The following is a 24655-nucleotide window of genomic DNA, read 5'->3' as shown; positions in this document are numbered from 1 at the left end:
GTCACGGGGGGAACAGGGGGAAAGGCTACCTATGGACATCAACGGAATAGACCACGTCGAGCTGTACGTCGGAGACGCCCGCCAGGCCGCCTTCTACTTCGACACGGCCGTCGGCTTCCGGGTGCGGGGCCAGGGCGGCCCGGAGACCGGACTGCCCGGGCAGCGCTCGCTGCTGCTCGAACAGGCCGCCATCCGGATGGTGCTCACCAGCGGCTTGACCGCCGAGCACCCGGCCTCGACGTACGTGCAACGGCACGGCGACGGCATCGCCGTGGTGGCCCTGGAGGTCGACGACGCCGCCGGGGCGTACGCGGAGCTGGTGGCCCGGGGTGCGACCGGGGTGACCGCGCCGCGCACCTTCACGGGTCCGGACGCCGAGGTGGTGACCGCCGAGGTGGGCGGCTTCGGCGACGTGCTGCACCGCCTCGTCGAGCGGCGCGGCGACCGGACGCGGTTCCTGCCCGGGGCGATCGAGGAGCTGCCCGGCGGCGGCGACACCCCGCTGCTCGCCGAGATCGACCACCTGGCGGTCTGCGTGCCGCCCGGCCAGCTCGACGAGACGGTCGGGCACTACGAGAAGGTCTTCGGCTTCGCGCAGATCTTCGAGGAGCACATCGAGGTCGCCGGGCAGGCGATGAACTCGAAGGTGGTGCAGAGCCCGTCCGGGCGGGTCACCCTCGTGCTGCTGGAGCCGGACACCGGCCGGCGGCCCGGGCAGATCGAGGACTTCCTGCGCTGGCACGCCGGCGCCGGGGTGCAGCACCTCGGGCTGCGCACCGACGACATCGTCACGGCGGTCGGCGCCCTCGCCGGCCGGGGGGTGCGCTTCGCCGGCACCCCGGACGCCTACTACGACGACCTGGAACGGCGGGTCGGGAAGGTGGACGCGCCGCTGGACCGGCTGCGCGACCTGAGCATCCTGGTCGACTCCGACCACGACGGCCAGCTGCTGCAGATCTTCACCGAGTCGATGCACGTGCGCCGCACCCTCTTCCTCGAACTCATCGAGCGGCGCGGGGCGCGCACCTTCGGCAGCGGCAACATCAAGGCGCTCTACGAGGCCAAGGAACGCGAACTCGCCGCGGCGGGGGCGACCCCCGCCGTCGCGGCCGGGACGGCAGGAGGGGTTCGGGCATGACCACGACACATCCGGTGCTGACCGCCGAGGAGGAGGCGCTGCTGCCGTCCGAGGAGGACGTGCGGCACTACGCCGAGCACGGCTGGTACCTGAGCAAGAAGCTGCTCACCGACGACGAGGTGGACACCCTCGTGGCGGCGACCGACCGCTACTACGCCGGGGAGCGGGACCGGCGGCTGCCCGTCCGCCCGCCGAAGCTGGCCTACTGGGAGCCCGCCAGGGGCGACGTGCAGCGGCACAACGACTACGTGCACCACGAGCACGACGCCATCGGCCGGATCCTGCGCAAGCCGCTCATCGGCGCGGTCGCCGCCCGGCTCGCGCGGGCCGACGAGATCCGGATCTTCCAGTCCACCCTCATCTACAAGCCGCCGATCTCCGGTGAGCCGTCGAACATCGTGCCCTGGCACTTCGACAAGCATTACTGGGCGTCGTCCTCCTCCGAGGACATGCTCACCGCGTTCATCCCGTTCCACGACTGCGGCGAGGAGATGGGCACCATCACCATCGTCGACGGGTCGCACCGCTGGCGGGAGGTCGGCGCCGACGACACCGTGGTGCGGCACTTCGCCGACCGGGACCGCGACCAGTTGGAGGCGATGCTCGCCGAGAACGCCGCGTACAACGGCGCGGAGATCCGCAAGGTCCCCGTGGTGATCCCGAAGGGACACATGAGCTTCCACCACTGCCGCGTCTACCACGGCAGCGGGGCCAACGTCAGCGGCCGCCCCCGCCAGGCGATCTCGCTGCACCTGCAGGACGGCGCCAACGCCTGGCGGGAGTATCCGCTCTCCGACGGCACGCTCGCCGCGTACAACCACGACGTGCTGGTCCGCCGCACCCCGCAGGGCCGGCCGGACTACGCGGACCCCGCCTTCTGCCCGGTCATCTGGCGCGACCGCGACACCCTGGCCGCGACCAAGGAGGGCCGTCCGGCGTGATCGGTCCCGACCCGGTCGGCCTCTACCGGACGGTCCGGCTGATCCGCCGCTTCGAGGAGCGGGCCATCGAGCTGGTCGACGCCGGGGAGATCGTCGGCGGCATCCACCCGTACCTCGGCCAGGAGGGCGTCGCCGCCGGGGTCTGTGCGGCGCTGCGCGCCGCGGACCTGGTGACCGGCACCCACCGCGGGCACGGGCACGTGCTGGCCAAGGGCGCCGACCCGGCCCGGATGCTCGCCGAGCTGTGCGGCCGGGTCACCGGGCTCAACCGGGGCCGGGGCGGGTCGATGCACGCCGCCGACTTCGGCGTCGGGGTGCTCGGCGCCAACGCCATCGTCGGGGCCGCCGGCGCGATCCTCACCGGGGCGGTGTGGGCGCGCCGGCGGCGCGGCGACGACGTGGTCGGTGCGACCTTCTTCGGCGACGGCGCGGTCAACGAGGGGATGCTCCTCGAAGCGTTCAACCTGGCCGCGCTCTGGCGGGTGCCGGTGCTGTTCGTCTGCGAGAACAACGGCTACGCCACCACCATGCCGGTCGAGGGCGCGGTCGCCGGCACCATCGCGGGCCGCGCCGCGGCCTTCGGCATGCCGGCGGTCGCCGTCGACGGCCAGGACCCCGAGAAGGTCCGCGAGGTCACCGCCGCCGCCGTCGCGCGGATGCGCGCCGGCGGCGGCCCCGAGCTGGTCGAGGCCCGCACCTACCGGTTCGACGCCCACCACACCTTCGAACACCGGGTACGCCTCGACTACCGCCCGCCCGAGGAGGTGGCCGCGGCGCGCCGCCGGGATCCGGTGCTCATCCAGGGCGACCGGCTTCCCGCCGAGGTCCGGGCGGCGGTCGACGCCGAGGTCGAGGCCACCCTCGCCGCGGCGGTGGACTTCGCGCTGGCCGGCCCGGCGCCCGACCCCGCCACCGCCCTCGACCACCTGTACGCCAGCGGGCTCACCGCCCGGACCGGAGGTGGCTGATGCCCCGGCTCTCCTACCGCCGGGCGCTCACCCGGGCGCTCGCCGACGAGATGACCCGCGACGAGTCGGTCTTCCTGCTCGGCGAGGACATCCGGGTGGCCGCCGCCAGCGTCACCACCGGCCTGCTGAAGCGGTTCGGCCCCGAGCGGGTCCTCGACACGCCCCTGTCCGAGCAGGCGTTCACCAGCTTCGCCACCGGCGCCGCGCTGGCCGGGGCGCGCCCCGTGATCGAGTTCCAGATCCCGTCGCTGCTCTTCCTGGTCTTCGAGCAGATCGTCAACCACGCCCACAAGTTCCCGCTGATGACCGGCGGCCAGTGCGCGGTGCCCGTCACCTACCTGGTGCCCGGCTCCGGCTCCCGCACCGGCTGGGCCGGGCAGCACTCCGACCACCCGTACAGCCTCTTCGCCCACGTCGGGGTGACCACCGTGGTGCCGGCCACGCCGGCCGACGCGTACGGCCTGCTGGTCTCGGCGATCCGCTGCGACGACCCGGTGGTGGTGTTCGCCCCCGCCGGGGCCCTCGACGTGCGGGCCGACGTCACCGATCTCGCCCCGGTGCCGCTGGGCCGGGGCGTGGTGCGCCGTCCGGGCGCCGACGTCACGGTGGTGGCCGTCGGGCACCTGGTGCACGACGCGCTGGCCGTCGCCGACGAGCTGGCCGGCCAGGTCTCGGTGGAGGTCTTCGACCCGCGCACGCTGTACCCGTTCGACTGGGACGGGCTGCTCGACTCGGTGTCCCGCACCGGGCGCCTCGTGGTGGTGGACGACTCCAACCGGTCCTGCGGCATCGCCGGGGAGATCATCGCCACCGTCGTCGAGCGGGTCCCGCTCGCCGCGCCGCCCCGCCGGGTCACCCGCCCGGACGGCGCGGTGCTGCCCTTCGCACCCGCCCTGGACCGGGCCGTGCAACCCGGCCGTGACCAGCTCACCGCCGCCATCCAACTGACCTGTAAGGACGGATGAACGATGGACCCGAACTATCCGTGGCCGCCCGCCGGGCAGGCGTGGACCGACCTGCCCGAGTCGACCCGTACGGCGATGGTCGCGGCCGGCGCCGGCGCCTGGGAGAAGATCTTCCACGGCCGGGCCACGTACAACAAGCAGTGGCGGCTCGCCCGGCCACCGGTGCTCACGGCCGACGCGTTCCGGGAGCTCAACGAGGTGTGCGACAGGATCGTCCAGCTCATCCTGGAGGCCTGCCGGCGCCGGGCCCGCACCGCCGGCGAACTGCGCCGGCTGCTCGACGTGCCGGTGGGGGAGACCCGGCTGCTGGACGAGGACGAGCCGCTGCACGAGGGGCTGCTCGCCGCGTACCGGCCCGACGTGCTGTTCTCCGGCGGCGTGCCGTGCATCGTGGAGTACAACATCGACAGCAGCCTCGGCGGCGGCTTCGACGCCGACACGGTGATCTACCGGTACGCCGAGCTCTACCGCGAGCAGGGCCTGCTCGACGGGCTGGCGGTCCGGCCCGCACCGTCCCTGCTCGACCAGCGCTTCGTGGCCATCCGGGACACCCTGGGCCTGCCCGACGGCGCCCGCGTGGCGCTGCTCATGGACTTCGACGCCGAGTACCCGGGCCTCGACGACCCCGACACCTTCATCCGGATCCTCTCGCCGCTCGCCGACCAGGCCGCGCGCTTCGGCATCGACCTGGTCATCGCCCCGGTCCGCACGGCCACCCTGGACGAGCACCGGCGGCTCGTGGTCGGCGGCGCCCCGGTGGACGCGCTGTTCCGGCTCTTCGTGCCCAACCGGGTCACTCCCAGCGCCGGCCTCGACGCGGTGGCCGGCGCCCTCGCGGCCGGCACCCTGCCGATGTTCGTCAGCAGTGCCGCCTGGCTGCTCAGCAACAAGCTCAACTACGCCTGGCTGTGGGCCGACCTGGACCTGCTGGCCGAGGCCGACCAGGCGCTGATCCGCCGGTACGTCCCGCACACCGTGGCGCTCACCGCCGACCAGCTCGACCGGGCGCTGGCCGAGCAGGCCGACCTGGTCGCCAAGCCGGCCGGCGGCTCGGCCGGGCACGGGGTGCTGATCGGCCGGACGATGAGCCCGGTGGCCTGGGAGGACGGGGTCCGCGCCGCGATCGACGCGGGCGGCAACATCCTCCAGCGCTACCACGAGGCGGACCGGGTGGCCATGGACTTCGTGCAGATCGAGACCGGGGAGACGGTCACCGCCGAGGTCCCCTACAGCCTGGCCCCGTACCTGTTCGGCCGCACCGGCTCCGGCGCCCTGGCGCGGGTCGGCTACCCGGGCTGCGAGGAGGTCCTCAACCTGGCCCGGGGCGTCCTCATGACCGGCATCCTCCTGACCGACTGACCCCGGCTCGTCAGTGTCGGCCGGCCGGCGCGGTGGGGGTGGTGAAGAAGGCGGCGATGGGGTCGACGAGCTTCGGGGGCGCGACGGCGATGCCGTTGTGGGCGCTGCCGGGGACGCGCAGGGTCCGGGCCCGGGGGAGGGCGGCGGCCAGCAGGTCGTTGACCTCGGTGAAGTACGGGGCGGCCCGGGCGCCGCTGACCAGCAGCACCTCGGCGGTGATCCGCGCGTACTCCTCGGCCGGCCCCTCGTGCGCCTGGACCTGCCGCGATTCGGCAAGCGTCATCCCCACCAGGCTGCCCATCGTCCGACCGACCTCGGTGCGCAGGAACGCCCGACAGATCGCGGTACGCACGGCGAGGGGCAGCCGCGACGCGGGTGTGTGCGGGTTGACTCCGGCCCCCACGATCGCCAGCGCCCGCGCCGGGTCGCCGGCCCGGATCGCCTCCTCGGCCGGGTCGAGGAACGCGGTGGGCAGGCCGCGCCCGGCCAGGCAGAGCGGCAGGTCGTAGAGGGCGATCTGGTCCAGCGGCAGCCGGAGCGCGGCCCGCAGGACGACGAACGCGCCGTAGCTGTGCCCGATGGCCCGGCGGGCGCCGGTGTGCGCGAGGACCGCGCCGAGGTCGTCGATCTCCTGCTCCACCGTGTACGGCTCGCGCCGCGCCGCCGCGTCCGCCCGGCCCCGCCGGTTGTACAGGTGGACGGTGAACCGGTCGGCGAGCCGCGCGGCCAGCCGCCGGTATTCGTGGATGGTGACCCCGCCCCCGTGCACGAGCACGAGATCCGGTCCCGCGCCCCTCGAGTGCAGGACGATCCCCGCGCCGTCCGGTGCCGTGATCCGCTGCATGACTGCTCCCTTCGACCCCGCAAAACCGCGAACGCTGTTTGCAGTTTACAGTAGGTGTCGTGAGCGGCGCATCCACCGATCCGGACGAGCCCGGCACGCGGTCCGTCTGGACCCGGCCGCAGCGCGGCGCCCGCGGCCCCGCCCCGACGCACAGCCGGGACGAGATCGTCGCCGCCGCCGTCGCGCTGGCCGACGCCGACGGGCTGGGCGCGGTGTCGATGCGCGCGGTCGCCGGGGCGGTCGGGATGGCCGCCGGCTCGCTCTACCGGCACCTGTCCTCCCGGGACGACCTGCTGGACCTCATGGTCGACCGGTGCGCGGGCGAGCTGCGGCCGTACCCGGCCGACGACGACGGAACCTGGCAGGACCGGTTCCTCCGGCTGGCCCGCCGCCAGCTCGCGCTGTACCGGCGCCACCCGTGGCTGCCCGACGCCATCGCCCGGCCCACCGTCCCCGGGCCCAACACCCTGGCCCACTTCGACGCCTGCCTGCGCCTGCTACAACCGGTCCGGGCCGGGGTCGCCGCGAAGTTCGAGGCCATCGCCATGGTCACCGGCGTCGTCTCGCTCTTCGCCCGCACCGCGGCGGCCGCCGGGACGGTCACCTTCGGCCACGTCGACCTGGCGGCGTACCCGCATCTGGCCGCCGCGTTCGCCGAACCGCCGTCCGCCCCGCCCGACCGGGACCTCTTCGAGCGCACCCTGCGCAGCCTGCTCGACGGCCTGCTCACCGCCGACCCCACCCGACCCGCGGGCTGAGCCGCGCCGGGGACCGGGCCGTGCTTCCGGGTCAGGCCGGTTCGGCGGTCGTCCCCAGGTGGGCGCCGAGCACGCGGAGGGTCTCCGCGGTGGCGACCGCGTCGCTGCGGGCGCTGCCGTGCCGGCCGTCGCTGCTGTAGAGCGACGGATCCGCGACGAGCGGGTGGTCGGTCAGGTGCACGTGCAGCGTGCCCAGCCGTTCCGCCAGCCGCCCGGTGTGGGCGGAGAGCCGGCGCATCCGTGCACGGAGGCCGGCTCGCAGCGCGTCGGGCACCGCCGGGCTGTGCGACACGTCGAACATGCCGACCGTGATGACGGCCGCCCCGGCGCCCTGGAGCGCGGTGACCATCGCGGTCAGCTCCGCGTCCACGGCCTCCGGGTCGTACGCGGGCCGGAACGCGTCGTTGCCCCCGCACACCACGAGCGCCAGGTCCGGCGCGAACGCCAGCGCCGGCGCCAGCTGGGTGGCCCGCACCTCGTGCGCCCGCAGCCCGCGCCGCCCCAGGTTCCGGTACGCCAGCTCGGGCCCGGCCGCGCGCAGCTCCGCGCCGATCCGGTCGGCCCACTGGAGCTCCGGGTAGCCGTCGACCGGCTCGCACATCCCCTCGGCCACGCTGTCGCCCAGGACCACGAACCGCCGCCACGGGTGCCCCCGCAGCAGCTCGGCCGCCTCACCCGGGCGCAGGCACCACGGATCCGTCGCTTCGGTCACCGTCGATCCCACCCCCGCACGCTAACCCAGCCGTACCGGATCCGTCGATCATGAGGCCGGCGCCCGCGGACCGGTGACAATGGCGGGATGCAAATGGCGGTGTGCGGGCCGGCGGAGGCGACGGCGGAGGAACGGGCGCAGGCCCGGCGGGTGGGGGAGCTGCTCGCCGAGCGCGGCGTCACCGTGCTCTGCGGCGGGGGCGGCGGCGTGATGGCCGCGGTCGCCGCCGGCGTCCGGGACCGCGCCGGCCTGGTCATCGGGGTACGCCCCGACGACGGCTCCGCCCCGGCCCCCGCCGAGCTGTCCGCCTCGGTGGTCACCAACATGGGCCAGGCCCGCAACGCCATCCTCGTGTGGAGCGCGGACGCGGTGATCGCCGTCGGCGGCTCCTGGGGGACGCTCAGCGAGGTGGCGCTGGCCCTGCGGCGGGGCGACATCCCGGTGGTGCTGCTCGGCGGCTGGCGCGTCGTGGACGCCCGCGGTGTCCCGGTCCCCGGCCCGGCCCACGCGGTCACACCCGAGGACGCCGTGCGCCGGGCCGTCGGGAACCGGCCGGAACCGGCCCCTCCGGGCCGGGCCGCGACCTGACGGCCGCCGCAGCGGTGAGCAGAGCCGGGCCTCCGGTCAGCCGAGCAGCGCCAGCAGGTCCCGGGGTCGGGCCGCCCTGACATCGGCCGCCTCCGCCGGGTCGTACTGGTGGCCCCAGGCCGCGGCGACCGCCACGGCGCCGCTGTCGCGGGCGGCCCGCAGGTCCAGCGGCGAGTCGCCCACGTACGCGGCGCGGGCCGGGTCCACGCCCAGTCGCCGGCAGGCCAGCTCGACGCCGTCGGGCGCCGGTTTGGAGCGGGCCACCTGGTCGCCGCCGAGGACCACCCGGAAACGATCGAGCAGGCCGACCCGGTCGAGCAGGATCCGGGCCGCCCGGTGGCTCGCGCCGGTGAACAGGCCCACCGGCACCCGGGCGGCGACCTCGGCGAGCACCTCCGCCACCCCGGGGTAGACGGTGACCCGCTCGGCGAGCGCGGCCAGCTGGGCGTGGTAGGCGGCCAGGTCCGCGTCGGTGGCCGGCCGCCCCAGCAGGTGGGTCAGCAGGTCGGCCGGCGAGCCGAGCGGGTAGCCCGCGATGACGTCGGCGTCGCTGTGCTCCGGCCCGCCGCCGGCCCGCACCGCCGCGCGGTAGGCCGCGGGCACCACCTCGTGCGACTCGATCAGCGTGCCGTCCATGTCGAAGACGATGCCGGCCACCGGCACGGTCACGCGGGCTCCGCCCGGTGGGCGGCGGCCAGCCGCTTCGGGGCGCGCGCGTGCCACGCCTCGGTGACCAGTTCGGTCAGCTCGTCGACCCCAATCCGGTCGAGCCGGACCAGCACCGCCGGGTAGCCCTCGAAGTGCGGCGTGGTGAAGTAGACCTCGGGGTCGTCCGCGAGCAGCGCCTCCTTCGCGCCGAGGTCGGGCACCCGGGCGCCCAGGACCGGGCCGTCGGGCGCGGCGTCACCCAGCGCGTCGAGGTCGGCGCGGCGCAGCGGCCGCTCCCAGACGAAGAGCTTGTCGCGCACCCGCCAGGCGGGCAGGTCGTCGTGCGAACCGCGCTCGGTGGTCTCCGGCAGGGCGAGCGCGATCCGCCGGACGTCGTCCCAGGTGGCCATGGGCCGACCCTACGCCGACCCGCCGACACCCCCCGGGAAGGCCGGCCGCGGGGAACTCGGCGGCCGGTGCGGTCGTCGCGTCCCCCGTACGGCGGGAGGTCCTGGCAGACTGGCGGCACGGCCAGCCGACCGGAGCGGGGTGTCATGCGCAGGATCATCGTGGGGATGTCGGTCTCCCTCGACGGCTACTTCGAGGGGCCCGGTGGCGACTTGAGCTGGCACCGGGTCGACGACGAGCTGCACCAGCACTTCAACGACGACCTCCGGCAGATGTCCGCCTTCCTCGACGGCCGGCGCACCTACGAGCTGATGGCGGAGTTCTGGCCCACCGCCGACCAGGACCCGGCCAACGACGCGCCGATGCGGGAGTTCGCCGGCATCTGGCGGGACATGCCGAAGATCGTCTACTCCCGGACCCTGGAGCGTGCCGACTGGAACACCACCGTGGTGCGCGAGGTCGACCCCGATGAGGTGCGGGCGCTCAAGGAGCAGCCGGGCGGCGACATGGCCCTCGGCGGCGCCGAGCTGGCCGCCGCCTTCGCCCGGCACGGCCTGGTCGACGAGTGGCGGCTCTACGTCGTCCCGGTCGTGCTCGGCGCCGGCCGGCCGCTCTTCCCGCCCGGCACCCGCCTCGACCTCGACCTGATCGCCGAGCGCCGGTTCGGCAACGGCGTGGTGGAACTCCGCTACCGCTGACGGTGCACTCAGGCCGGGGTGGAGGCCACCGGTTCCGCCGCCGGCCGATCGGCGGGCGGGCGGGCCACCAGCAGCGGCGCCACCGTGAGCACCAGGCAGGCCACCGCCATCACGAGCAGCGCCGGGGTCAGCCCGAGCACCGCCACCGACCAGCCGCCGAGCAGCGCCCCGACGGGCAGGCCCAGGAACGCCACCGAGCCGGCGATGCCCAGCACCCGGGTCTGCAACGACTCCGGCACCCGCTCGTAGAGGGCCGCGCCCAGCAGCGGGTTGACGGCCGCGATGGCGATGCCGGACACGAACGTCACGACGAGCACCACCACCAGGTCGTCGCTGAGCGCCAGGGCGAGCAGCCGGGGCGCGCCGCTGAGCGCCAGCCCCAGCGCGAACGTCGTCCCCCGGGGCAGCCGGGTGCCGGCCACGGTGAAGAGGAGGTTGCCCAGCAGCGCGCCGGCGGAGAACACGCCCAGCAGCAGGCCGAACCCGGCCGGGTCGCCGAGCACCCGGTCCACCCAAAGCGGGATCCACACGGCGACGCTGGCGTTGGCGAACATGTTCGACGCGGAGACCACGATCAGCATGGTCAGCAGCGTGCGGTCGGTGCGCAGGTAGGCGAAGCCTCCGCGCAGCGCCCGCAGGTAGCTCTCCCGGGGCGCCGGCTGGGCCGGGGCGGGCGGCCGGACCAGCAGGCCGATCACCAGCGCGCACGCCGCGAAGGTGGCCGCGTCGATCCAGATCGCCCGGGTCACCCCCACCCAGTCGATGAGCAACCCGCCGAGCACCGCGCCGAACAGCGTCATGCCCCGGGCCAGCCCGTCGTAGGCGGAGGTGAGCCGGATGAGCGGCACCCCGGCCCGCTCGGCGGCCGGCTTGAACAGCACGTGCTTGACCCGGTCGCCGATGCCGCGCAGCCCGCCGGCCACCGCGACCAGCACCAGCAGCGTGCCGAACCCCAGCCAGGGCGCCAGCGCCACCACCGCCATGGCGGCCGCGCTGGCCGCGTCCACGGCGACCGAGGTGCGGCGTACCCCGAAGCGGTCCGCCCACGGGGTGGCCAGCGCGCTGGAGAGCATGTACGGCAGGGTCTCCGCCGCCGCGACCAGGCCCATCCGGGTCGGGCTGCCGGTGGTCTCCAGCACCAGCCAGGGGATCGCCACCACCGAGATCCGGGTGCCCAGGTTGGACAGCAGGTCGGCGCCGACCAGCGTGTAGAGCTCCCGGCGCGGGGTCACGCCGGGCTGCCGACGGCCGTGCCCAGCGACTCGGCGTCGGCCGGGTGGTCGGCGGCGTACCGGGCGCGCAGGGCGCGTTTGTCGACCTTGGCGGAGCGGTTCAGCGGCAGCGCGTCCAGGAACTCCACCGCGCCGGGTGCCCAGGTCTCGCTCAGCTCCCGGGTGACCAGCGCGATCAGCTCCTCCCCGGTCACCGTGGCCCCCGGTGCGGCCACCACGTACGCGTGCGGCAGCTCCCCGGCCACCGGGTCCGGCACGCCGATCACCGCGGCGGCGCGGACCTCGGGGTGGGCGGCGAGCACGTCCTCGATCGGCCGGGAGTAGATCGGCCAGCTGCGCTGCCGGGTGAGGATCCGGTCCTGGAGCCGGTCGACCAGGTAGAGGTAGCCGTCGTCGTCGAGGTGGCCGATGTCGCGGGTGCGCACCCACCCGTCGACGAGCGTCTCGGCGGTCAGTTCCGGCTGCCCGTGGTAGCCGGCGAAGCTCAGTTTCGTGCGCGCCCACACCTCGCCGTCCACACCGGCCGGCAGCACGCGGCCGTCGGCGTCGCGGATCTCCACGGCCACGTCCCCGTACGGGCGGCCGCACGAGCGCAGCCGCTCCGGGTGCTCGGGGTCCTCGGTGAGCCCGGGCAGGGCGCAGATCACCACGGCCTCGCTGAGCCCGTACACGATGCGCAGGCACGGGCCGAAGCGGGCGATCGCCTGGCGCAGCCGGGCGGGCGCGGCGGGCCCGGCCCCCACGTTGAACATGAACATGGCCGAGAAGTCGGCGCCGTCGAGGGCCGGGTGGTCGAGCACCTCGTAGAGCATCGGCGGGGTGACGAACGTGGAGGTCAGCTTCTCGGCGTCCACGGTCCGGATGAACGCGGCCGGGTCCCACTGCTCGCGCAGGAACAGCACCCCGCCGGTGAACAGGTTGAACAGGGTGGTGATCTGGCCGCTGGCCAGCCACATGGGCGAGTGGGACAGGTGCCGCAGCAGCGGGAAGCCGGCCGAGCGGAAGTCGGCGGCCAGGGCGAGTATCTGCCGGTAGAAGCTCTCCCGGTGGTGCACCAGCTTCGGTGTGCCGGTGGTGCCGCTGGTCTGGAGGAACGACTCCGGGGCGGGCGGCGCGGCGGGCAGGTCGGCCGGTTCGCCGCCGGCGGCGGTCAGGTCCGGGCCCGCGCCGCCGGGCGCGAGGCAGAGCACCGGTACGGTCAGCCCGGCCGCGATCCCGGCGCCGAGCGGGTCGCGCGGGTCGTGCACGAACGCGTCGGGCCGGGCCAGCGCGACGAACTCGTCGATCTCCCGGCGGGAGGTGACCGGGGCGACCCACATGCTCCGGCAGCCCAGGAGGTGCAGCGCGAGCTGGAGCAGTGGCCCCTCCAGGGTGTTGCCGAGCATCACGAGCACGGCGTCCCCGGGGCGTACGCCGTGCCGCAGCAGCGCGCCGGCCAGGCCGCGCACCTCGGCGGCGACCTCGGGGTAGGTGAGCCGGCGGCCCCCGCCGACGAGCGCCTCCCGGTCGCCGAACCCGGCGAACAGGTCCAGCGCCTCGTGCACGTAGTTCGGCCGGTCGGTCATCGGGCAGCCCCCATCGTGGTCCGGGGACGGTCGGCGTTGGCACCGGGGCGCGGTGCCACGACGACCGCCGTGGCGGCGTCCGGGCAGGTCGGAGCCGGGACGCGACGGCAGGTGCCAGGGTCGGCGACCGCACCGCCGCCAGTGCCGAGCCTAGGCAGCGCCGGTCCGGAGAGGACAGCGCCCGAACGGCGTTCGCCGGCACCCCGAAGACATTTGATCATGTCGATCAGGTTGATTGACGCTCGTCACCGCCGACGGTTAGTTTCCGGTCCATCGCCCGGCGGCGGCGCCGATCGCGCCGCGGCCCGGGGCTGCCAACGATGGAGGATCAATGCCGACCCCGAAGAGATGGCACGTCATAGCTTCCGCCGCAACGCTGCTGATCGCCGGCACCCCCGCGGTCACCGCGAGCGCCGGCCCCACCGACACCGAGAGCGCCCGGCACGGGCGGGCGGAGTGGGCCGGGACCTGGGCCGCCGCGGTGACCCGCGGGAACACCGTCGGCCTGACGAACACCGGCCTGAACAACCAGAGCATCCGGATGCCGGTGCAGACCACCGTCGGCGGCGACCGCCTCCGGGTCCGGCTGACCAACCTCTACGGCGAGCAGGCCGTCAAGGTCGGCCACGCCACCGTCGCCCGCCCCAACACCGCCACGCCCGACGACCTGTCCGACGTCGACCCGGCCAGCGTCCGCGAGCTGACCTTCCAGGGGGCCTCCTCGGCCACCGTCAACAAGGGCGCCGAGCTGCTCAGCGACCCGCTGTCCTACCGGGTGGCCGAGCAGGAGGACCTGGTCGTCACCCTGTACTTCCCGGTGCTCACCGGGCCGGTCACCTTCCACGGGCAGTCCCGGGTCACCAACTTCATCGGCGCCACCGACCTCACCACCGCGGCCGGCGGCGCCGGCTTCACCACCCGGCCCAACTGCTGCTGGATGTTCCTGTCCGGCATCGACGTGGAACGCCGGCTCAGCCCCGGCTCGGTGGTCGTCCTCGGCGACTCGATCGGCGACGGCAACGGCAGCACCGTCAACGCCGACCGGCGCTGGCCGGACCTGCTGGCCAGGCGGCTCATCGACGCCCGCCCCGACGTGCGCACCCCGGGCGTGCTCAACCTGAGCCTCTCCGGCAACCGGCTCAACCACGAGGGCACCGAGCCCGGCGCGGGTGACTTCCCCGGCTACTACGAGCTGGGCCCGAACGCCCTGGCCCGGCTCAACGAGGACGTCTTCCCGCAGACCGGGGTGCGGACCGTCGTCACCCACCTGGGCATCAACGACATCTGGATGAACGGCGACAGCGCGGAGGCCATCATCGCCTCGCTGCGGCAGCTCAACCGGCAGGTCCAGGAGCGCGGGCTGACCAGCCTGGTCGGCACGATCACCCCGTACGAGGGCAACGGCGGCCCGGGGGTGTGGACCGCGGAGAAGGAGGCGACCCGGCAGGCGGTCAACACCTGGCTGCGCGGCCCCGGTCAGGCGGAGTTCGACGGGGTGATCGACTTCGACGCCGTGCTGCGCGACCCGACGCACCCGAGCCGGCTGCTGCCGGCGTACGACGCCGGGGACCACATCCACCCGAACGACGCCGGCGCGCAGGCGATGGCCGACGCCGTGCCCCTGCGACTGCTGGGTCTGTGACACCGGTGGGGGCGGCGTCGGCACCAACGCCGCCCCCACCGTCTTTCCTGGGGAGGAAACTGTGGACGTCGACGCGATCCTGACCGGCCTGTACAGCGAGGAGGGCCGGCAGAACCCGTACCCGTGGTACGCGGCCCTGCACGAGCACGGGCCGATCGCCGCGGTCCCGAAGCGGGCCGAGCACAGCACGATCACCGCCGTGTCCGGCGGCTACGACCTGGTCGACCGGGTGCTGCGGGACCCGGGCTGGTACAAGGGCGCCCCGCCCGGCTGGCAGGACCAGGAGATCCTGCGCACCTTCCTCACCTCGATGATGTTCGTCAACCCGCCCGACCACACGCGGATGCGGGCGGTCTTCGCCAGGACATTCACCCCGCGCCGGCTCGGCGCGCTGGAACCGGTGATCGTCCGGATCGTCGAGGAGCGGCTGGACCGGATGGCCGAGGCCGGCGCCGACGGTGCCGAGGTCGACTTCGTGGCCGACTTCGCGTACCCGGTCCCGGCGCTCGTGATGGCCGAGTTCATCGGCCTGCCCGAGGCGGACCTGGCCTGGTACCGGCAGCGGGTCGACTGGATCGACGAGTACATGGACGTGGCCGGCAAGACGCCGGAGCGGCTGGCCCGGGCCAACCAAGCCGCCGACGAGCTGCGCGGCTACTACCGCGAGCTGCTGGCCCACCGGCGCAAGCAGCCGGGGGAGGATCTGATCAGCGGGCTGGTCGAGGTGCTCGACGCGGGCGGCGTCGAGCTGACCGAGGAGGAGTTGATCAGCAACCTCATCGTGCTGTTCAACGCCAGCTTCGTCACCACCGTCTACATGTTCAGCAACGGCCTGCCGCTGCTGCTGGCCCACCCGGACGTGGTGGCCGCACTGCCCGGGGACGACGCGCTGGCCCGCGGCTGCGTGGACGAGGTCCTGCGGATGGAGAGCCCGGTGCACTTTTTGGCCCGCGCCGCGCCGCACGACACCGAGCTGGGCGGCGTGCCGGTCGCGCGGGACGAGAACGTGCTGCTGCTGATCGCCGCGGCCAACCGCGACCCGGCCCGCTTCCCCGACCCGGACCGCTTCGACCCGCACCGCGCGGGCCCGCCGTCGCTCGCCTTCGGCGTCGGGCTGCACTTCTGCCTCGGCTCGGCGGTGTCCAGGCTGGAGGGCCGACTCGCGCTGCCCCGCCTCTTCGCCCGCTTCCCCGAGCTGGCCGTCACCCAGCCGTACACCTACAGCGGCAGCCTCTTCCTGCGCGGCATCGACAAGCTCTTCGTGACGACGGGGGAGGCCCGATGACGCTCGACCCGCAGGTGGTCGCGTGGCGGGCCGCGCGCGCCGCCGCCGGCGCCGCGCCGCTCTACACCCAGACCCTGGCGCAGGCCCGCGCCGCCGACCTCGCCGCGATCCGCGCCGGCGCCGGCGCGGTCGAGCCCGTGCACGAGGTACGCGACACGCAGCTCCCCGGCCCGGACGGGCCGCTGCCGGTGCGCATCCACCGGCCGGCCGGCGACGGGCCGCTGCCCACCCTGGTCTGGTTCTTCGGCGGGGGCTGGACGCTGGGCAGCGTGGACACCGCCGACGGGATCTGCCGCCGGCTGGTCAACCTCACCGGCTGCCAGACCGTGACCGTCGGCTACCGGCTGGCCCCCGAGCACCGCTTCCCGGCTGCCGTGGACGACTGCCACGCGGCGGTCCGCCGGCTGGCCGCGCACGCCGACGAGTTCCGCGTCGACCCGGACCGGCTGGCCGTCGGCGGGGACAGCGCGGGCGGCAACCTGGCCGCCGCGGTCACCCTGCTGGCCCGCGCCGACGGCGGCCCCCGGCTCGCCGCCCAGGTGCTGGTCTACCCGAACACCGACCAGCGGCCCCGCCGCGCGCCGGCCGGCGACGAGGACCCGCTGCTGTTCAACAGGCACTCCGTCGAGTGGTACCGCGGGCACTACCTGGCCGACCCCGGCGACGCGGCCCACCCGCTCGCCTCGCCGCTGCTCGCCGAGGACCTCGCCGGCCTGCCCCCGGCGCTGGTCATCACCGCCGAGCACGACCCGCTGCGCGACGAGGGCGAGCGGTACGCCGACCGGCTCGCGGAGGCCGGCGTGCCCACCGAGGCGACCCGGTACGACGGCATGGTCCACGGGTTCTTCGCCATGCCGGGGGTGTTCGACGCCGGCCGGCGGGCGCAGGAGCAGGCCGCCGCCTTCCTGCGGGACCGGTTCGGCCTGGCGCCCGTCGGTTCGGCCGCCGGGGCGACCGCGGAGGGACCGGAGCATGGCTGAGCCGACGACCAGGGCCGCCGGGCCGGCGGTGCCGTGGCGGCGTCCGGGCGGGAGGGCCGCCGCACCACCCGGTGCGGGGGCCGCCGAGCCGGCGGTGCCGGGGCCGCCACCGGGCGACCTCGCCGACCCGGCCCCCCACGCCGAGCCCGCGTTCGCGCCGCCGGCGAGCCTGGCCGACTTCGCCGGGCTGGCCCGGGCCGCGCTGCCCGCCGACGTGTGGGACTTCGTGGCCGGCGGCAGCGGCACCGAGACCACCCTGGCCGCGAACCGGGCCGCGCTGGACCGGGTGGCGGTGCTGCCCCGGATGCTGGCCGGGGTGGACGTTCCGGCCACCGCGGCCCCGCTGCCCGGCGGCCGGTACGCCCTGCCGGTGGCCGTCGCGCCCATGGCGTACCAGAAACTGCTGCATCCCGACGGTGAGGTGGGGCTCGCCGCGGCGGCCCGCGCGGCGGGCGTGCCCTACGTGGCCAGCACCCTGGCCAGCACGCCGATCGAGGAGGTCGCCGCGGCCGGCGGCACCGTCTGGTTCCAGCTCTACTGGCTGCGCGACCGCGCCATGGTCGCCGACCTGCTCGACCGGGCGCTGACCGCCGGCTGCGCGGGGCTGATGGTCACCGTCGACGTGCCGGTGCTCGGCCGGCGGCTGCGCGACGTGCGCAACGGCTTCGCCCTGCCGCCGCACGTCACGGCGGCGAACCTGCCCGGCGGCCGGGACGACCTGGCCCACCAGGGCACCCCCGGGGTGTCCGCCGTGGCCGTGCACACCGGCGCGGTCTTCGCCCCCGCCCTGAGCTGGGCCGACCTGGCGTGGCTGCGGGAGCGTACCCGGGTGCCGTTGCTCGTGAAGGGCATCCTGGACCCGCGCGACGCGGCCCGCGCCGCGGAGCTCGGCGTCGACGCGGTGGTGGTCTCCAACCACGGCGGCCGGCAGCTCGACGGCGCGCCGGGCAGCGCGGCCGTGCTGCCCGAGGTGGTGGCCGCGGTGGGGGAGCGCTGCGCGGTGCTGCTGGACAGCGGCGTGCGCGGCGGCACGGACGTGCTGCGCGCCCTCGCCCTCGGCGCGGCCGGGGTGCTGGTCGGGCGGCCGATGCTCTGGGCCCTCGCGGCCGGCGGGCGGGCCGGCGCGGAGGCGGCCCTGGCGCTGCTCGCCGCCGAGCTGCGCGACGCGTTGCTCCTCAGCGGCTGCGCCGACCCGGCCGCCGCCCGCCAGCTGCGCACCCTGATCGGAGGCTGACGTGGAGCCGGTGGACCTGACCGTCGCGGCCCTGCACCCGAGCGTGGACGACCCCGCGTTGAACTCGATGAACTTCCTCAACGAGGTGGCGCAGCACTACCCGGACGCCGTGTCGCTCGCCGCCGGCCGGCCGTACGAGGAGTTCTTCGACGCCGCGGTGCTGCACGCGCACCTGGACGCCTTCCGCCGGCACCTCGCCGACGACCTGGGCCTGAGCCGCGCGCAGGTCGACCGGACGCTGCTGCAGTACGGCCGGACCAAGGGCATCGTGCACCACCTCATCGCCCGCAACCTGGCCGTCGACGAGGGGCTCACCGTCGACCCGGAGGCGATCGTGGTGACGGTCGGCTGCCAGGAGGCGATGTTCCTGGTGCTGCGCGCGCTGCGGGCCGGGCCGGGGGACGTGCTCCTCGCGGTCGCGCCCACGTACGTCGGGCTGACCGGCGCGGCCCGCCTGGTCGACCTGCCGGTGCGCCCCGTCGCCGGCGGCCCGGACGGCATCGACCTGGCGGACCTGCGCGCCCAGGTGCGCCGCGCCCGCGCCGAGGGGCTGCGCCCGCGCGCCTGCTACGTGATGCCCGACTTCGCCAACCCCTCCGGCGTGCGCATGGAGCTGGCCCAGCGGCGGCGGCTGCTCGACCTGGCCGCCGAGGAGGAGCTGCTGCTGATCGAGGACAACCCGTACGGCCTGTTCCCGGCCGCCGGCGCCGACCGGCTGCCCACCCTCAAGGCGCTGGACACCCGCCGCCGGGTGGTCTACCTCGGCTCGTTCGCCAAGACCGTGCTGCCCGGCGCCCGGGTCGGCTACGTGGTCGCCGACCAGCGGGTGGCCGGCTCCGACGGCACTGTGGGTCCGCTCGCCGACCAGCTCGCCAAGATCAAGAGCATGGTCACCGTGAACACCTCGCCGGTCAGCCAGGCGGTGATCGGCGGGGCGCTGCTGGCCCACGACTGCTCGCTGGTGGCGGCCACCGCCCGGGAGCGGGCCGCGTACGCCCGCAACCTGCGGCACCTGGCCGACGGGCTGGCCCGGCGCTTCCCGGCCGGCGGGCCGGTGCGCTGGAACGTCCCGGCCGGCGGCTTCTTCGTGGTGGTCACCGTGCCGTTCGGCGTGGACGACGCGCTGCTGCACCGCTCGGCCCGCGGCTACGGCGTGCTCTGGACCCCCATGGCGCACTTCTACGACGCGGGCGCCCCGGTCAACGCGCTGCGGTTGTCGGTCAGCGCGGTCACCCCCGAGCAGATCGACGTGGGCCTGGACCGGCTGGCCGCGCTGATCACCGACGAGCTGTCCGCGGTGGGCGCCCCGGCCTGACCCCGCGCTGTCGTCGTTCCGCCACCACCCGTGTTCCCGGGCGGTGCGGCCACCGTTGATAATGGACGGATGGTTGCCTGGGAGTACGCGTTGCTGGTCCGCCGCTATCAGGGGCAGGGCCGCAATTTCCACGTCACGTTCGTCTGGTACGGCCCGGACGGGTCCCGCAACGACGTGACAGCGTACGGCGACACCGCGATCGCCCACCTCAACCGCGTCGGCCGGGAGGGCTGGGAGCTGGTCTCCGCCGCCGAGGACGTGAACAACGTGCAGGGCAGCACCGAGGTGCACCGCTACCACCTCAAGCGCCCGCTGCGCTGACCGGCTAGCGTGATCCTCCCAGTTCGGGGGAGGAGCAGCGGGTGGGCCGGTACGTCGTCGGGGTGGACCTCGGCACGCTCTCCGGGCGCGCCGTGGTGGTCGACGTGGCCGACGGCGCCGAGCGGGGCAGCGCCGTGCACGCGTACCGGCACGGGGTGATCACCGAGCGGCTGCCCGGCGGGCGTGCGCTGCCGCCCGGCTGGGCGCTGCAGGACCCGGCCGACCACGTCGAGGTGCTGCGCACCGCCGTGCCCGCCGCCGTCCGGGCCGCCGGGATCGACCCGGCCGAGGTGATCGGCATCGGCCTCGACGCCACCTCCTGCACGGTGCTGCCCGCCCGCGCCGACGGCACCCCGCTGGCCGGGCTGCCCGAGTTCCGGGACCGGCCGCACGCCTGGCCGAAGCTCTGGAAGCACCACTCGGCGCAGCGCCAGGCCGAGCGGATCAACGCCCTCGCCGCCGCGCGCGGCGAGCCCTGGCTGGCCCGCTACGGCGGCCGGGTCTCCGCCGAGTGGCAGCTCGCCAAGGCCCTGGAGGTGCTGGAGGAGGACCCGGAGGTCTTCCGCCGCGCCGAGCGCTGGGTCGAGACCGCCGACTGGCTGGTCCGGCGGCTCTGCGGCCGTCCCACGCGTAACGCCTCGGCCGCCGGCTTCAAGGGCCTCCGCCAGGACGGCCACTACCCGGACCCCGACTTCCTCGCCGCGCTGCACCCGGACCTTCCGGACCTGCTCGCGAAGATCGACGACGGGCCGTTGCTGCCGCCGGCCGCCCGCGCCGGCGCCCTCACCGCCGAGGCGGCCGGCTGGACCGGCCTGCCCGCCGGGACCCCGGTGGCCGCCGGGGCCATCGACGCGCACGTCACCGCGGCGGCGGCCCGGTCGGTCGCGCCCGGGCGGATGCTCGCCGTCCTCGGCACCTCCACCTGCCTGATCATGAACGCGGAGACCTGCCACGAGGTGCCCGGCGTCTGCGGCGTCGTCGAGGACGGCGTCACCGCCGGCCGGTGGGGCTACGAGGCCGGCCAGAGCGGGGTCGGCGACATCTTCGCCTGGTACGTCGAACGGGCCCTGCCCGCGCCCTACGCCGAGGAGGCCGCCCGGCGCGGGATGTCCGTGCACGAGCTGCTGGACTCGCTCGCCGCCGACCAGCCGGTGGGCGGGCACGGGCTGCTCGCCCTGGACTGGCACAGCGGCAACCGGTCGGTGCTCATGGACCACGAACTGAGCGGCGTGCTGGTCGGGCTCACCCTGGCCACCCGGCCGGAGGAGATCTGGCGGGCCCTGCTCGAGGCCACCGCGTTCGGCGCCCGCACCGTGGTCGAGGCCTTCGAGGCCGCCGGCGTACCCGTCGACGAGCTGACCGCCGCCGGCGGGCTCACCGCCAACCGGCTGCTCCTGCGCATCTACGCCGACGTGCTGCGCCGCCCGCTGCACGTGGTGGACGCCGCGCACCCGGCGGCGCTGGGCGCGGCCGTCCACGCGGCGGTGGCCGCCGGGGCGTACCCGGACGTGGAGAGCGCGTCGGCGGTGATGGGCGCGGCGATCCGCGAGACCTGGCACCCGGACCCGGCCCGCGCCGACGCCTACGACGAGCTGTACGCCGAGTACCGCGCCCTGCACGACCACTTCGGCCGCGGCGGCACCACCGTCCTCCACCGCCTGCACACCCTCCGCCACCGCACCACCTGACCCCCCACCCGGCGCCCAACCCACCCCGCGCCCAACCCACCCCGCACCCCGGCCCACCCCGTTGATCATGAAGTTAGCGCCATGGAACGCGCTTTCCGTTGGCGCTAACTTCATGATCAACGCGGAGAGGGCGGGGCGGCGGCGGGGGTGGGGTGGGGTGGGGTGGGGTGGGGTGGGGAGTGCCGGACGCCCCGCTCGGCCGGGGGCCGGGCGGGGCGTCGGGGTTGCGTGGTGGGGTCAGCCCAGGTCCACCGCCGGGTAGAGCGGGAAGCCGCTCAGCAGGTCGCTGGCCTGCTTGCTGACCGTTTCGGCCAGGGCCGGGTCGAGGACGTACTTGGCCTTGGACGGGGTGCCGTCCGCGTTCGCGCCCGGCGTGGTCTGGCTGAGCACGGTGTGGATCAGCTCGGCGGTCGTGTCCATCTCGGTGCCGCCGAGGCCGCGGGTGGTCAGCGCCGGGGTGCCGATGCGGATGCCGGAGGTGTACCAGGCGCCGTTCGGGTCCTGCGGGACGGCGTTGCGGTTGGTCACGATCCCGGAGTCGAGCAGCGCCTGCTCGGCCTGCCGGCCGGTGAGCCCGTAGCCGGTGACGTCGATGAGCACCAGGTGGTTGTCGGTGCCGCCGGTGACCAGCTTCGCGCCCCGGCGCAGCAGCCCCTCGGCGAGCGCCTGGGCGTTGTCGACGATCCGCTGGGCGTAGCCGGCGAAGTCGGGGCGGCGGGCCTCGGCCAGGGCGACGGCCTTGGCGGCCATCACGTGCGGCAGCGGGCCGCCGAGCACCATGGGGCAGCCCCGGTCGACCTGGTCGGCCAGCTCCGGGCCGCAGAGCACCATGCCGCCGCGCGGGCCGCGCAGCGACTTGTGGGTGGTCGTGGTGACGATGTGCGCGTGCGGCACCGGGTCGAAGTCGCCGGTGAAGACCTTGCCGGCGACGAGGCCCGCGAAGTGCGCCATGTCGACCATGAAGGTGGCGCCGACCGAGTCCGCGATCTCCCGCATGATCCGGAAGTTGACCTTCCGGGGGTACGCCGAGTAGCCGGCCACCAGGATCAGCGGCCTGAACTCGCGGGCCGCCTCGGCGACCTTGTCGTAGTCGATCAGGCCGGTGGCCGGGTCGGTGCCGTAGCTGCGCTGGTCGAACATCTTGCCGGAGATATTCGGCCGGAAGCCGTGGGTGAGGTGGCCGCCGGCGTCCAGCGACATGCCCAGCATCCGCTGGTTGCCCAGCTCCCGTCGCAGCGCGAACCAGTCCGCCTCGGTGAGGTCGTTGACCTGGCGCACCTGGGCCTTCTTCAGGGCCGGCGACTCGACCCGGTCGGCCAGGATCGCCCAGAAGGCGACCAGGTTGGCGTCGATGCCGGAGTGCGGCTGCACGTACGCGTGGGCCGCGCCGAACAGCTCCTTGGCGTGCTCCGCGGCGAGCGCCTCGACGGTGTCGACGTTCTGGCAGCCGGCGTAGAAGCGGCGGCCGATGGTGCCCTCCGCGTACTTGTCGCTGAACCAGTTGCCCATGGCCAGCAGGGTGGCCGGGGAGGCGTAGTTCTCGCTGGCGATGAGCTTGAGCGACTCGCGCTGGTCGGCCAGTTCGGCCCCGATGGCGTCCGCCACCCGCGGCTCGACGGCGCGGATCACCTCCAGCGCACTGCGGAAGGCGGTGGACTCGGCGTTCAGCGACATGCGACCTCCAGGTGACGTGCGGAAGGCCCAGGCGCTCGGCGTGCGTCCTCATGACGGGACCGCTTCCCGATGGTTCTCCATCCCCACGCGCCAGTCACGGCCCGCGCCGATCCTACCGGGTGCGCCGGAGCCGGGCGGGTGCACCTCCGCCGCGTGCCGGCGGGGTTGGGCGGCCCGGGGCTGGGCAAACCCCCGGGGGAGGGGCCCGGCCACGCGGCCCGCGTCCAGGGAGGGAGACCCGAGGATGAGCACACCGACCACCGACCGTCCGCTCGCCGTGGTGACCGGCGCGTCCAGCGGCATCGGGTACGAGTTGGCCGCCCAGTTCACCGAGCACGGCTACGACGTGGTGGTCGCCGCCGAGGACCCGGGGATCGCCACGGCGGCGCGGAACCTGCGCCGCGACAGCGGCCCCGAGGCGTACCCGGTGCAGGTGGACCTGGCCACGCCCGACGGGGTGGAGCAGTTGGCGCGGGTCGTGACGGAGCTGGGCCGCCCGGTGGACGCCCTGGCGCTGAACGCCGGCCGGGGCGCGGGCGGGAGCTTCGTGGGCGGCACCGACCTGAGCGACGAGCTGAACATCGTCGACCTGAACGTGCGGTCGACCGTGCACCTGGCCAAGCGGCTGCTGCCGGGCATGGTGGAGCGGGGGCGGGGGCGGGTGCTGTTCACCTCGTCGATCGCCTCGACCATGCCGGGGCCGTTCCAGCTCGTCTACAACGCCTCGAAGTCGTTCGTGCAGTCCTTCGCCGAGGGGCTGCGCAACGAGCTGAAGGACAGCGGGGTCACGGTCACCTCGCTGATGCCCGGCCCCACCGACACCGAGTTCTTCGAGCGGGCCCACATGGAGGACACCCGGGTGGGCCAGGGGAAGAAGGACGACCCGCGCGCGGTGGCCGAGGACGCCTTCGAGGCCCTCATGAAGGGGGAGCACAAGGTGGCGGCCGGCTCGTTCGTCAACAAGCTGCAGACCGCCGCCGGCAAGATCGTTCCGGACCGGCTGAAGGCGGAGCAGCACCGGAAGATGGCCGAGCCCGGCTCGGGCAGCTGACCCGCGTACACGGCGGCGGGACCCGGCCCCGGCCGGGTCCCGCCGTCCGGTGAAGCCGAGGTCAGGCGACGACGGCGTCGAGCGACTTCTTCAGCGCCTTCGGGGCGGTCGGCGTCTTCGGGGCCTTCGGGCGCAGGTCGATCATGCGCTGGCCGATCTCCTGGAGCTGGTTACGGCCGAGCGCCTCGCGGACCTTGGGGAACCACTCCTGCTCCTCCTCCTCGACGTGGTGCAGCACGTTCTCGATCAGCACCGTCGTCTTGGCGTTGTAGCGCTCGTCGTCGGCGTCCATGGTGAACAGCTCGAAGCAGAGCACGTCGGCGACGTGGTGCTCCTCGTACGACTCCAGGATGTCGTCCTCGACGTCCGGCACGAGCTTGCGGACCTCCGGGTACATCACCTCGTTCTCCAGGTAGGTGTGCACCGTCAGGGCCTCGATGATCTGCCGCACCAGCTTCTGCCGCTCGCCCGCCGGACCCTCCTCGGCGTCCTGGAAGGCCTTGAACAGGCGGCGCATCTCCTTGTGGTCCTCCTTGAGCAGGACGATCGCGTCGGTGGACACCGGGGGTACCTCCTAGAGTCGGTTGATGTCGCCCCCGTACCCCCGTCCCCACCAGGACAAACGAGTGGGGCCCGGCGAC

The 24655-nt window shown here is 74.8% G+C and carries 24 protein-coding genes and 1 riboswitch; of the genes, 16 read left to right on the top strand and 8 right to left on the bottom strand.

All coding sequences use genetic code 11. From position 1 onward, the window contains the following. Window positions 1-31: 31 nt before the first annotated feature. The 5 genes from hppD to ACZ6PY_RS16755 are packed head-to-tail and all read left to right on the top strand — an operon-like array spanning window position 32 to window position 5371. Entirely contained in the window at window positions 32-1138 is a 1107-nt protein-coding gene (hppD, locus tag ACZ6PY_RS16775) for a 4-hydroxyphenylpyruvate dioxygenase (RefSeq protein ID WP_466073067.1), read from the top strand. Next, on the top strand, window positions 1135-2079 hold the full coding sequence (locus ACZ6PY_RS16770; RefSeq protein ID WP_466073065.1) for a phytanoyl-CoA dioxygenase family protein: 945 nt from the start codon (window positions 1135-1137) through the stop codon (window positions 2077-2079). The genes hppD and ACZ6PY_RS16770 overlap by 4 nt, the downstream gene beginning before the upstream one ends. Beyond that, window positions 2076-3047, top strand: a complete 972-nt coding sequence (locus ACZ6PY_RS16765; RefSeq protein WP_466073063.1) for a thiamine pyrophosphate-dependent dehydrogenase E1 component subunit alpha — start codon at window positions 2076-2078, stop codon at window positions 3045-3047. The genes ACZ6PY_RS16770 and ACZ6PY_RS16765 overlap by 4 nt, the downstream gene beginning before the upstream one ends. Next, window positions 3047-4012, top strand: coding sequence for an alpha-ketoacid dehydrogenase subunit beta (locus ACZ6PY_RS16760; RefSeq protein ID WP_466073061.1), 966 nt, complete (start codon window positions 3047-3049; stop codon window positions 4010-4012). Before ACZ6PY_RS16765 ends, ACZ6PY_RS16760 begins: the two co-directional genes overlap by 1 nt. A 3-nt stretch (window positions 4013-4015) precedes the next feature. After that, window positions 4016-5371: an ATP-grasp domain-containing protein gene (locus ACZ6PY_RS16755; protein ID WP_466073059.1), complete on the top strand. Its 1356-nt coding sequence runs from the start codon at window positions 4016-4018 to the stop codon at window positions 5369-5371. Between the two features lie 10 nt (window positions 5372-5381). Here the strand turns inward: ACZ6PY_RS16755 and ACZ6PY_RS16750 are convergent, their stop codons facing one another. Then, entirely contained in the window at window positions 5382-6215 is an 834-nt protein-coding gene (locus ACZ6PY_RS16750; protein ID WP_466073057.1) for an alpha/beta fold hydrolase, read from the bottom strand. Between the two features lie 59 nt (window positions 6216-6274). Here ACZ6PY_RS16750 and ACZ6PY_RS16745 point away from each other — a divergent pair, with 59 nt between their 5' ends. After that, a complete protein-coding gene (locus ACZ6PY_RS16745) occupies window positions 6275-6973 on the top strand; it encodes a TetR/AcrR family transcriptional regulator C-terminal domain-containing protein (protein ID WP_466073055.1) in 699 nt (232 codons plus the stop codon). Window positions 6974-7004: 31 nt separating this feature from the next. On the opposite strand, the gene ACZ6PY_RS16740 is transcribed toward ACZ6PY_RS16745, so the two are convergent. Then, on the bottom strand, window positions 7005-7697 hold the full coding sequence (locus ACZ6PY_RS16740; protein ID WP_466073053.1) for an SGNH/GDSL hydrolase family protein: 693 nt from the start codon (window positions 7695-7697) through the stop codon (window positions 7005-7007). 75 nt (window positions 7698-7772) lie between these two features. Here ACZ6PY_RS16740 and ACZ6PY_RS16735 point away from each other — a divergent pair, with 75 nt between their 5' ends. Beyond that, complete coding sequence (locus tag ACZ6PY_RS16735; RefSeq protein ID WP_466073051.1) at window positions 7773-8273, top strand: SLOG cluster 4 domain-containing protein; 501 nt, start codon at window positions 7773-7775, stop codon at window positions 8271-8273. Between the two features lie 36 nt (window positions 8274-8309). On the opposite strand, the gene ACZ6PY_RS16730 is transcribed toward ACZ6PY_RS16735, so the two are convergent. Both ACZ6PY_RS16730 and ACZ6PY_RS16725 read right to left on the bottom strand, forming a co-directional pair. Beyond that, a complete protein-coding gene (locus ACZ6PY_RS16730) occupies window positions 8310-8942 on the bottom strand; it encodes an HAD family hydrolase (RefSeq protein ID WP_466073049.1) in 633 nt (210 codons plus the stop codon). Further along, complete coding sequence (locus tag ACZ6PY_RS16725; RefSeq protein WP_466073047.1) at window positions 8939-9331, bottom strand: MmcQ/YjbR family DNA-binding protein; 393 nt, start codon at window positions 9329-9331, stop codon at window positions 8939-8941. Before ACZ6PY_RS16725 ends, ACZ6PY_RS16730 begins: the two co-directional genes overlap by 4 nt. A 144-nt stretch (window positions 9332-9475) precedes the next feature. Here ACZ6PY_RS16725 and ACZ6PY_RS16720 point away from each other — a divergent pair, with 144 nt between their 5' ends. Next, on the top strand, window positions 9476-10027 hold the full coding sequence (locus tag ACZ6PY_RS16720) for a dihydrofolate reductase family protein (protein WP_466073045.1): 552 nt from the start codon (window positions 9476-9478) through the stop codon (window positions 10025-10027). A gap of 8 nt (window positions 10028-10035) precedes the next feature. On the opposite strand, the gene ACZ6PY_RS16715 is transcribed toward ACZ6PY_RS16720, so the two are convergent. Together ACZ6PY_RS16715 and ACZ6PY_RS16710 are read right to left on the bottom strand one after the other, a co-directional pair. Beyond that, window positions 10036-11259: an MFS transporter gene (locus ACZ6PY_RS16715; protein ID WP_466073043.1), complete on the bottom strand. Its 1224-nt coding sequence runs from the start codon at window positions 11257-11259 to the stop codon at window positions 10036-10038. After that, entirely contained in the window at window positions 11256-12824 is a 1569-nt protein-coding gene (locus tag ACZ6PY_RS16710) for a class I adenylate-forming enzyme family protein (RefSeq protein WP_466073041.1), read from the bottom strand. Before ACZ6PY_RS16710 ends, ACZ6PY_RS16715 begins: the two co-directional genes overlap by 4 nt. A 358-nt stretch (window positions 12825-13182) precedes the next feature. Here ACZ6PY_RS16710 and ACZ6PY_RS16705 point away from each other — a divergent pair, with 358 nt between their 5' ends. The 7 genes from ACZ6PY_RS16705 to ACZ6PY_RS16675 all read left to right on the top strand — a co-directional run bounded on the left by ACZ6PY_RS16705 (window position 13183) and on the right by ACZ6PY_RS16675 (window position 21289). Continuing rightward, a complete protein-coding gene (locus ACZ6PY_RS16705) occupies window positions 13183-14466 on the top strand; it encodes an SGNH/GDSL hydrolase family protein (protein WP_466073564.1) in 1284 nt (427 codons plus the stop codon). A gap of 61 nt (window positions 14467-14527) precedes the next feature. Further along, window positions 14528-15751: a cytochrome P450 gene (locus ACZ6PY_RS16700; protein WP_466073040.1), complete on the top strand. Its 1224-nt coding sequence runs from the start codon at window positions 14528-14530 to the stop codon at window positions 15749-15751. Next, on the top strand, window positions 15748-16731 hold the full coding sequence (locus ACZ6PY_RS16695; RefSeq protein WP_466073038.1) for an alpha/beta hydrolase: 984 nt from the start codon (window positions 15748-15750) through the stop codon (window positions 16729-16731). Before ACZ6PY_RS16700 ends, ACZ6PY_RS16695 begins: the two co-directional genes overlap by 4 nt. After that, window positions 16724-17965 (top strand): alpha-hydroxy acid oxidase, encoded by a 1242-nt coding sequence (locus ACZ6PY_RS16690; protein WP_466073036.1) that lies wholly within the window; start codon window positions 16724-16726, stop codon window positions 17963-17965. Before ACZ6PY_RS16695 ends, ACZ6PY_RS16690 begins: the two co-directional genes overlap by 8 nt. Before the next feature lies 1 nt (window position 17966). Further along, entirely contained in the window at window positions 17967-19280 is a 1314-nt protein-coding gene (locus ACZ6PY_RS16685) for an aminotransferase-like domain-containing protein (protein ID WP_466073034.1), read from the top strand. A gap of 69 nt (window positions 19281-19349) precedes the next feature. Then, window positions 19350-19601 carry a hypothetical protein gene (locus ACZ6PY_RS16680; protein WP_091258764.1) on the top strand — a complete coding sequence of 84 codons (252 nt, stop codon included), beginning with the start codon at window positions 19350-19352 and terminating at the stop codon, window positions 19599-19601. A gap of 41 nt (window positions 19602-19642) precedes the next feature. Then, complete coding sequence (locus ACZ6PY_RS16675) at window positions 19643-21289, top strand: ribulokinase (protein ID WP_466073032.1); 1647 nt, start codon at window positions 19643-19645, stop codon at window positions 21287-21289. A 237-nt stretch (window positions 21290-21526) separates the two neighbouring features. On the opposite strand, the gene ACZ6PY_RS16670 is transcribed toward ACZ6PY_RS16675, so the two are convergent. After that, entirely contained in the window at window positions 21527-22963 is a 1437-nt protein-coding gene (locus ACZ6PY_RS16670; RefSeq protein WP_466073030.1) for a glycine hydroxymethyltransferase, read from the bottom strand. 18 nt (window positions 22964-22981) lie between these two features. Further along, a riboswitch (ZMP/ZTP riboswitch) is annotated at window positions 22982-23071 on the bottom strand. A 136-nt stretch (window positions 23072-23207) separates the two neighbouring features. Here ACZ6PY_RS16670 and ACZ6PY_RS16665 point away from each other — a divergent pair. After that, window positions 23208-24014 (top strand): SDR family NAD(P)-dependent oxidoreductase, encoded by an 807-nt coding sequence (locus tag ACZ6PY_RS16665; RefSeq protein WP_466073028.1) that lies wholly within the window; start codon window positions 23208-23210, stop codon window positions 24012-24014. A gap of 61 nt (window positions 24015-24075) precedes the next feature. Here ACZ6PY_RS16665 and ACZ6PY_RS16660 read toward each other — a convergent pair whose 3' ends face one another. Then, complete coding sequence (locus tag ACZ6PY_RS16660) at window positions 24076-24576, bottom strand: hemerythrin domain-containing protein (RefSeq protein WP_466073026.1); 501 nt, start codon at window positions 24574-24576, stop codon at window positions 24076-24078. Window positions 24577-24655 lie beyond the last annotated feature (79 nt).

The organism is Micromonospora sp. NPDC048907 (assembly GCF_055586885.1).
This window is presented reverse-complemented; position numbering and strand designations above follow the sequence as displayed.

Excerpts from the sequence above, each read along its gene's own strand:
- hppD (WP_466073067.1), top strand. The coding sequence starts at position 32 with ATGGACATCAACGGAATAGACCACGTCGAGCTGTACGTCGGAGACGCC.
- ACZ6PY_RS16770 (WP_466073065.1), top strand. The coding sequence starts at position 1,135 with ATGACCACGACACATCCGGTGCTGACCGCCGAGGAGGAGGCGCTGCTG.
- ACZ6PY_RS16760 (WP_466073061.1), top strand. The coding sequence starts at position 3,047 with ATGCCCCGGCTCTCCTACCGCCGGGCGCTCACCCGGGCGCTCGCCGAC.
- ACZ6PY_RS16755 (WP_466073059.1), top strand. The coding sequence starts at position 4,016 with ATGGACCCGAACTATCCGTGGCCGCCCGCCGGGCAGGCGTGGACCGAC.
- ACZ6PY_RS16750 (WP_466073057.1), bottom strand. The coding sequence starts at position 6,215 with ATGCAGCGGATCACGGCACCGGACGGCGCGGGGATCGTCCTGCACTCG.
- ACZ6PY_RS16735 (WP_466073051.1), top strand. The coding sequence starts at position 7,773 with ATGCAAATGGCGGTGTGCGGGCCGGCGGAGGCGACGGCGGAGGAACGG.
- ACZ6PY_RS16725 (WP_466073047.1), bottom strand. The coding sequence starts at position 9,331 with ATGGCCACCTGGGACGACGTCCGGCGGATCGCGCTCGCCCTGCCGGAG.
- ACZ6PY_RS16720 (WP_466073045.1), top strand. The coding sequence starts at position 9,476 with ATGCGCAGGATCATCGTGGGGATGTCGGTCTCCCTCGACGGCTACTTC.
- ACZ6PY_RS16710 (WP_466073041.1), bottom strand. The coding sequence starts at position 12,824 with ATGACCGACCGGCCGAACTACGTGCACGAGGCGCTGGACCTGTTCGCC.
- ACZ6PY_RS16695 (WP_466073038.1), top strand. The coding sequence starts at position 15,748 with ATGACGCTCGACCCGCAGGTGGTCGCGTGGCGGGCCGCGCGCGCCGCC.
- ACZ6PY_RS16690 (WP_466073036.1), top strand. The coding sequence starts at position 16,724 with ATGGCTGAGCCGACGACCAGGGCCGCCGGGCCGGCGGTGCCGTGGCGG.
- ACZ6PY_RS16680 (WP_091258764.1), top strand. The coding sequence starts at position 19,350 with ATGGTTGCCTGGGAGTACGCGTTGCTGGTCCGCCGCTATCAGGGGCAG.
- ACZ6PY_RS16670 (WP_466073030.1), bottom strand. The coding sequence starts at position 22,963 with ATGTCGCTGAACGCCGAGTCCACCGCCTTCCGCAGTGCGCTGGAGGTG.
- ACZ6PY_RS16665 (WP_466073028.1), top strand. The coding sequence starts at position 23,208 with ATGAGCACACCGACCACCGACCGTCCGCTCGCCGTGGTGACCGGCGCG.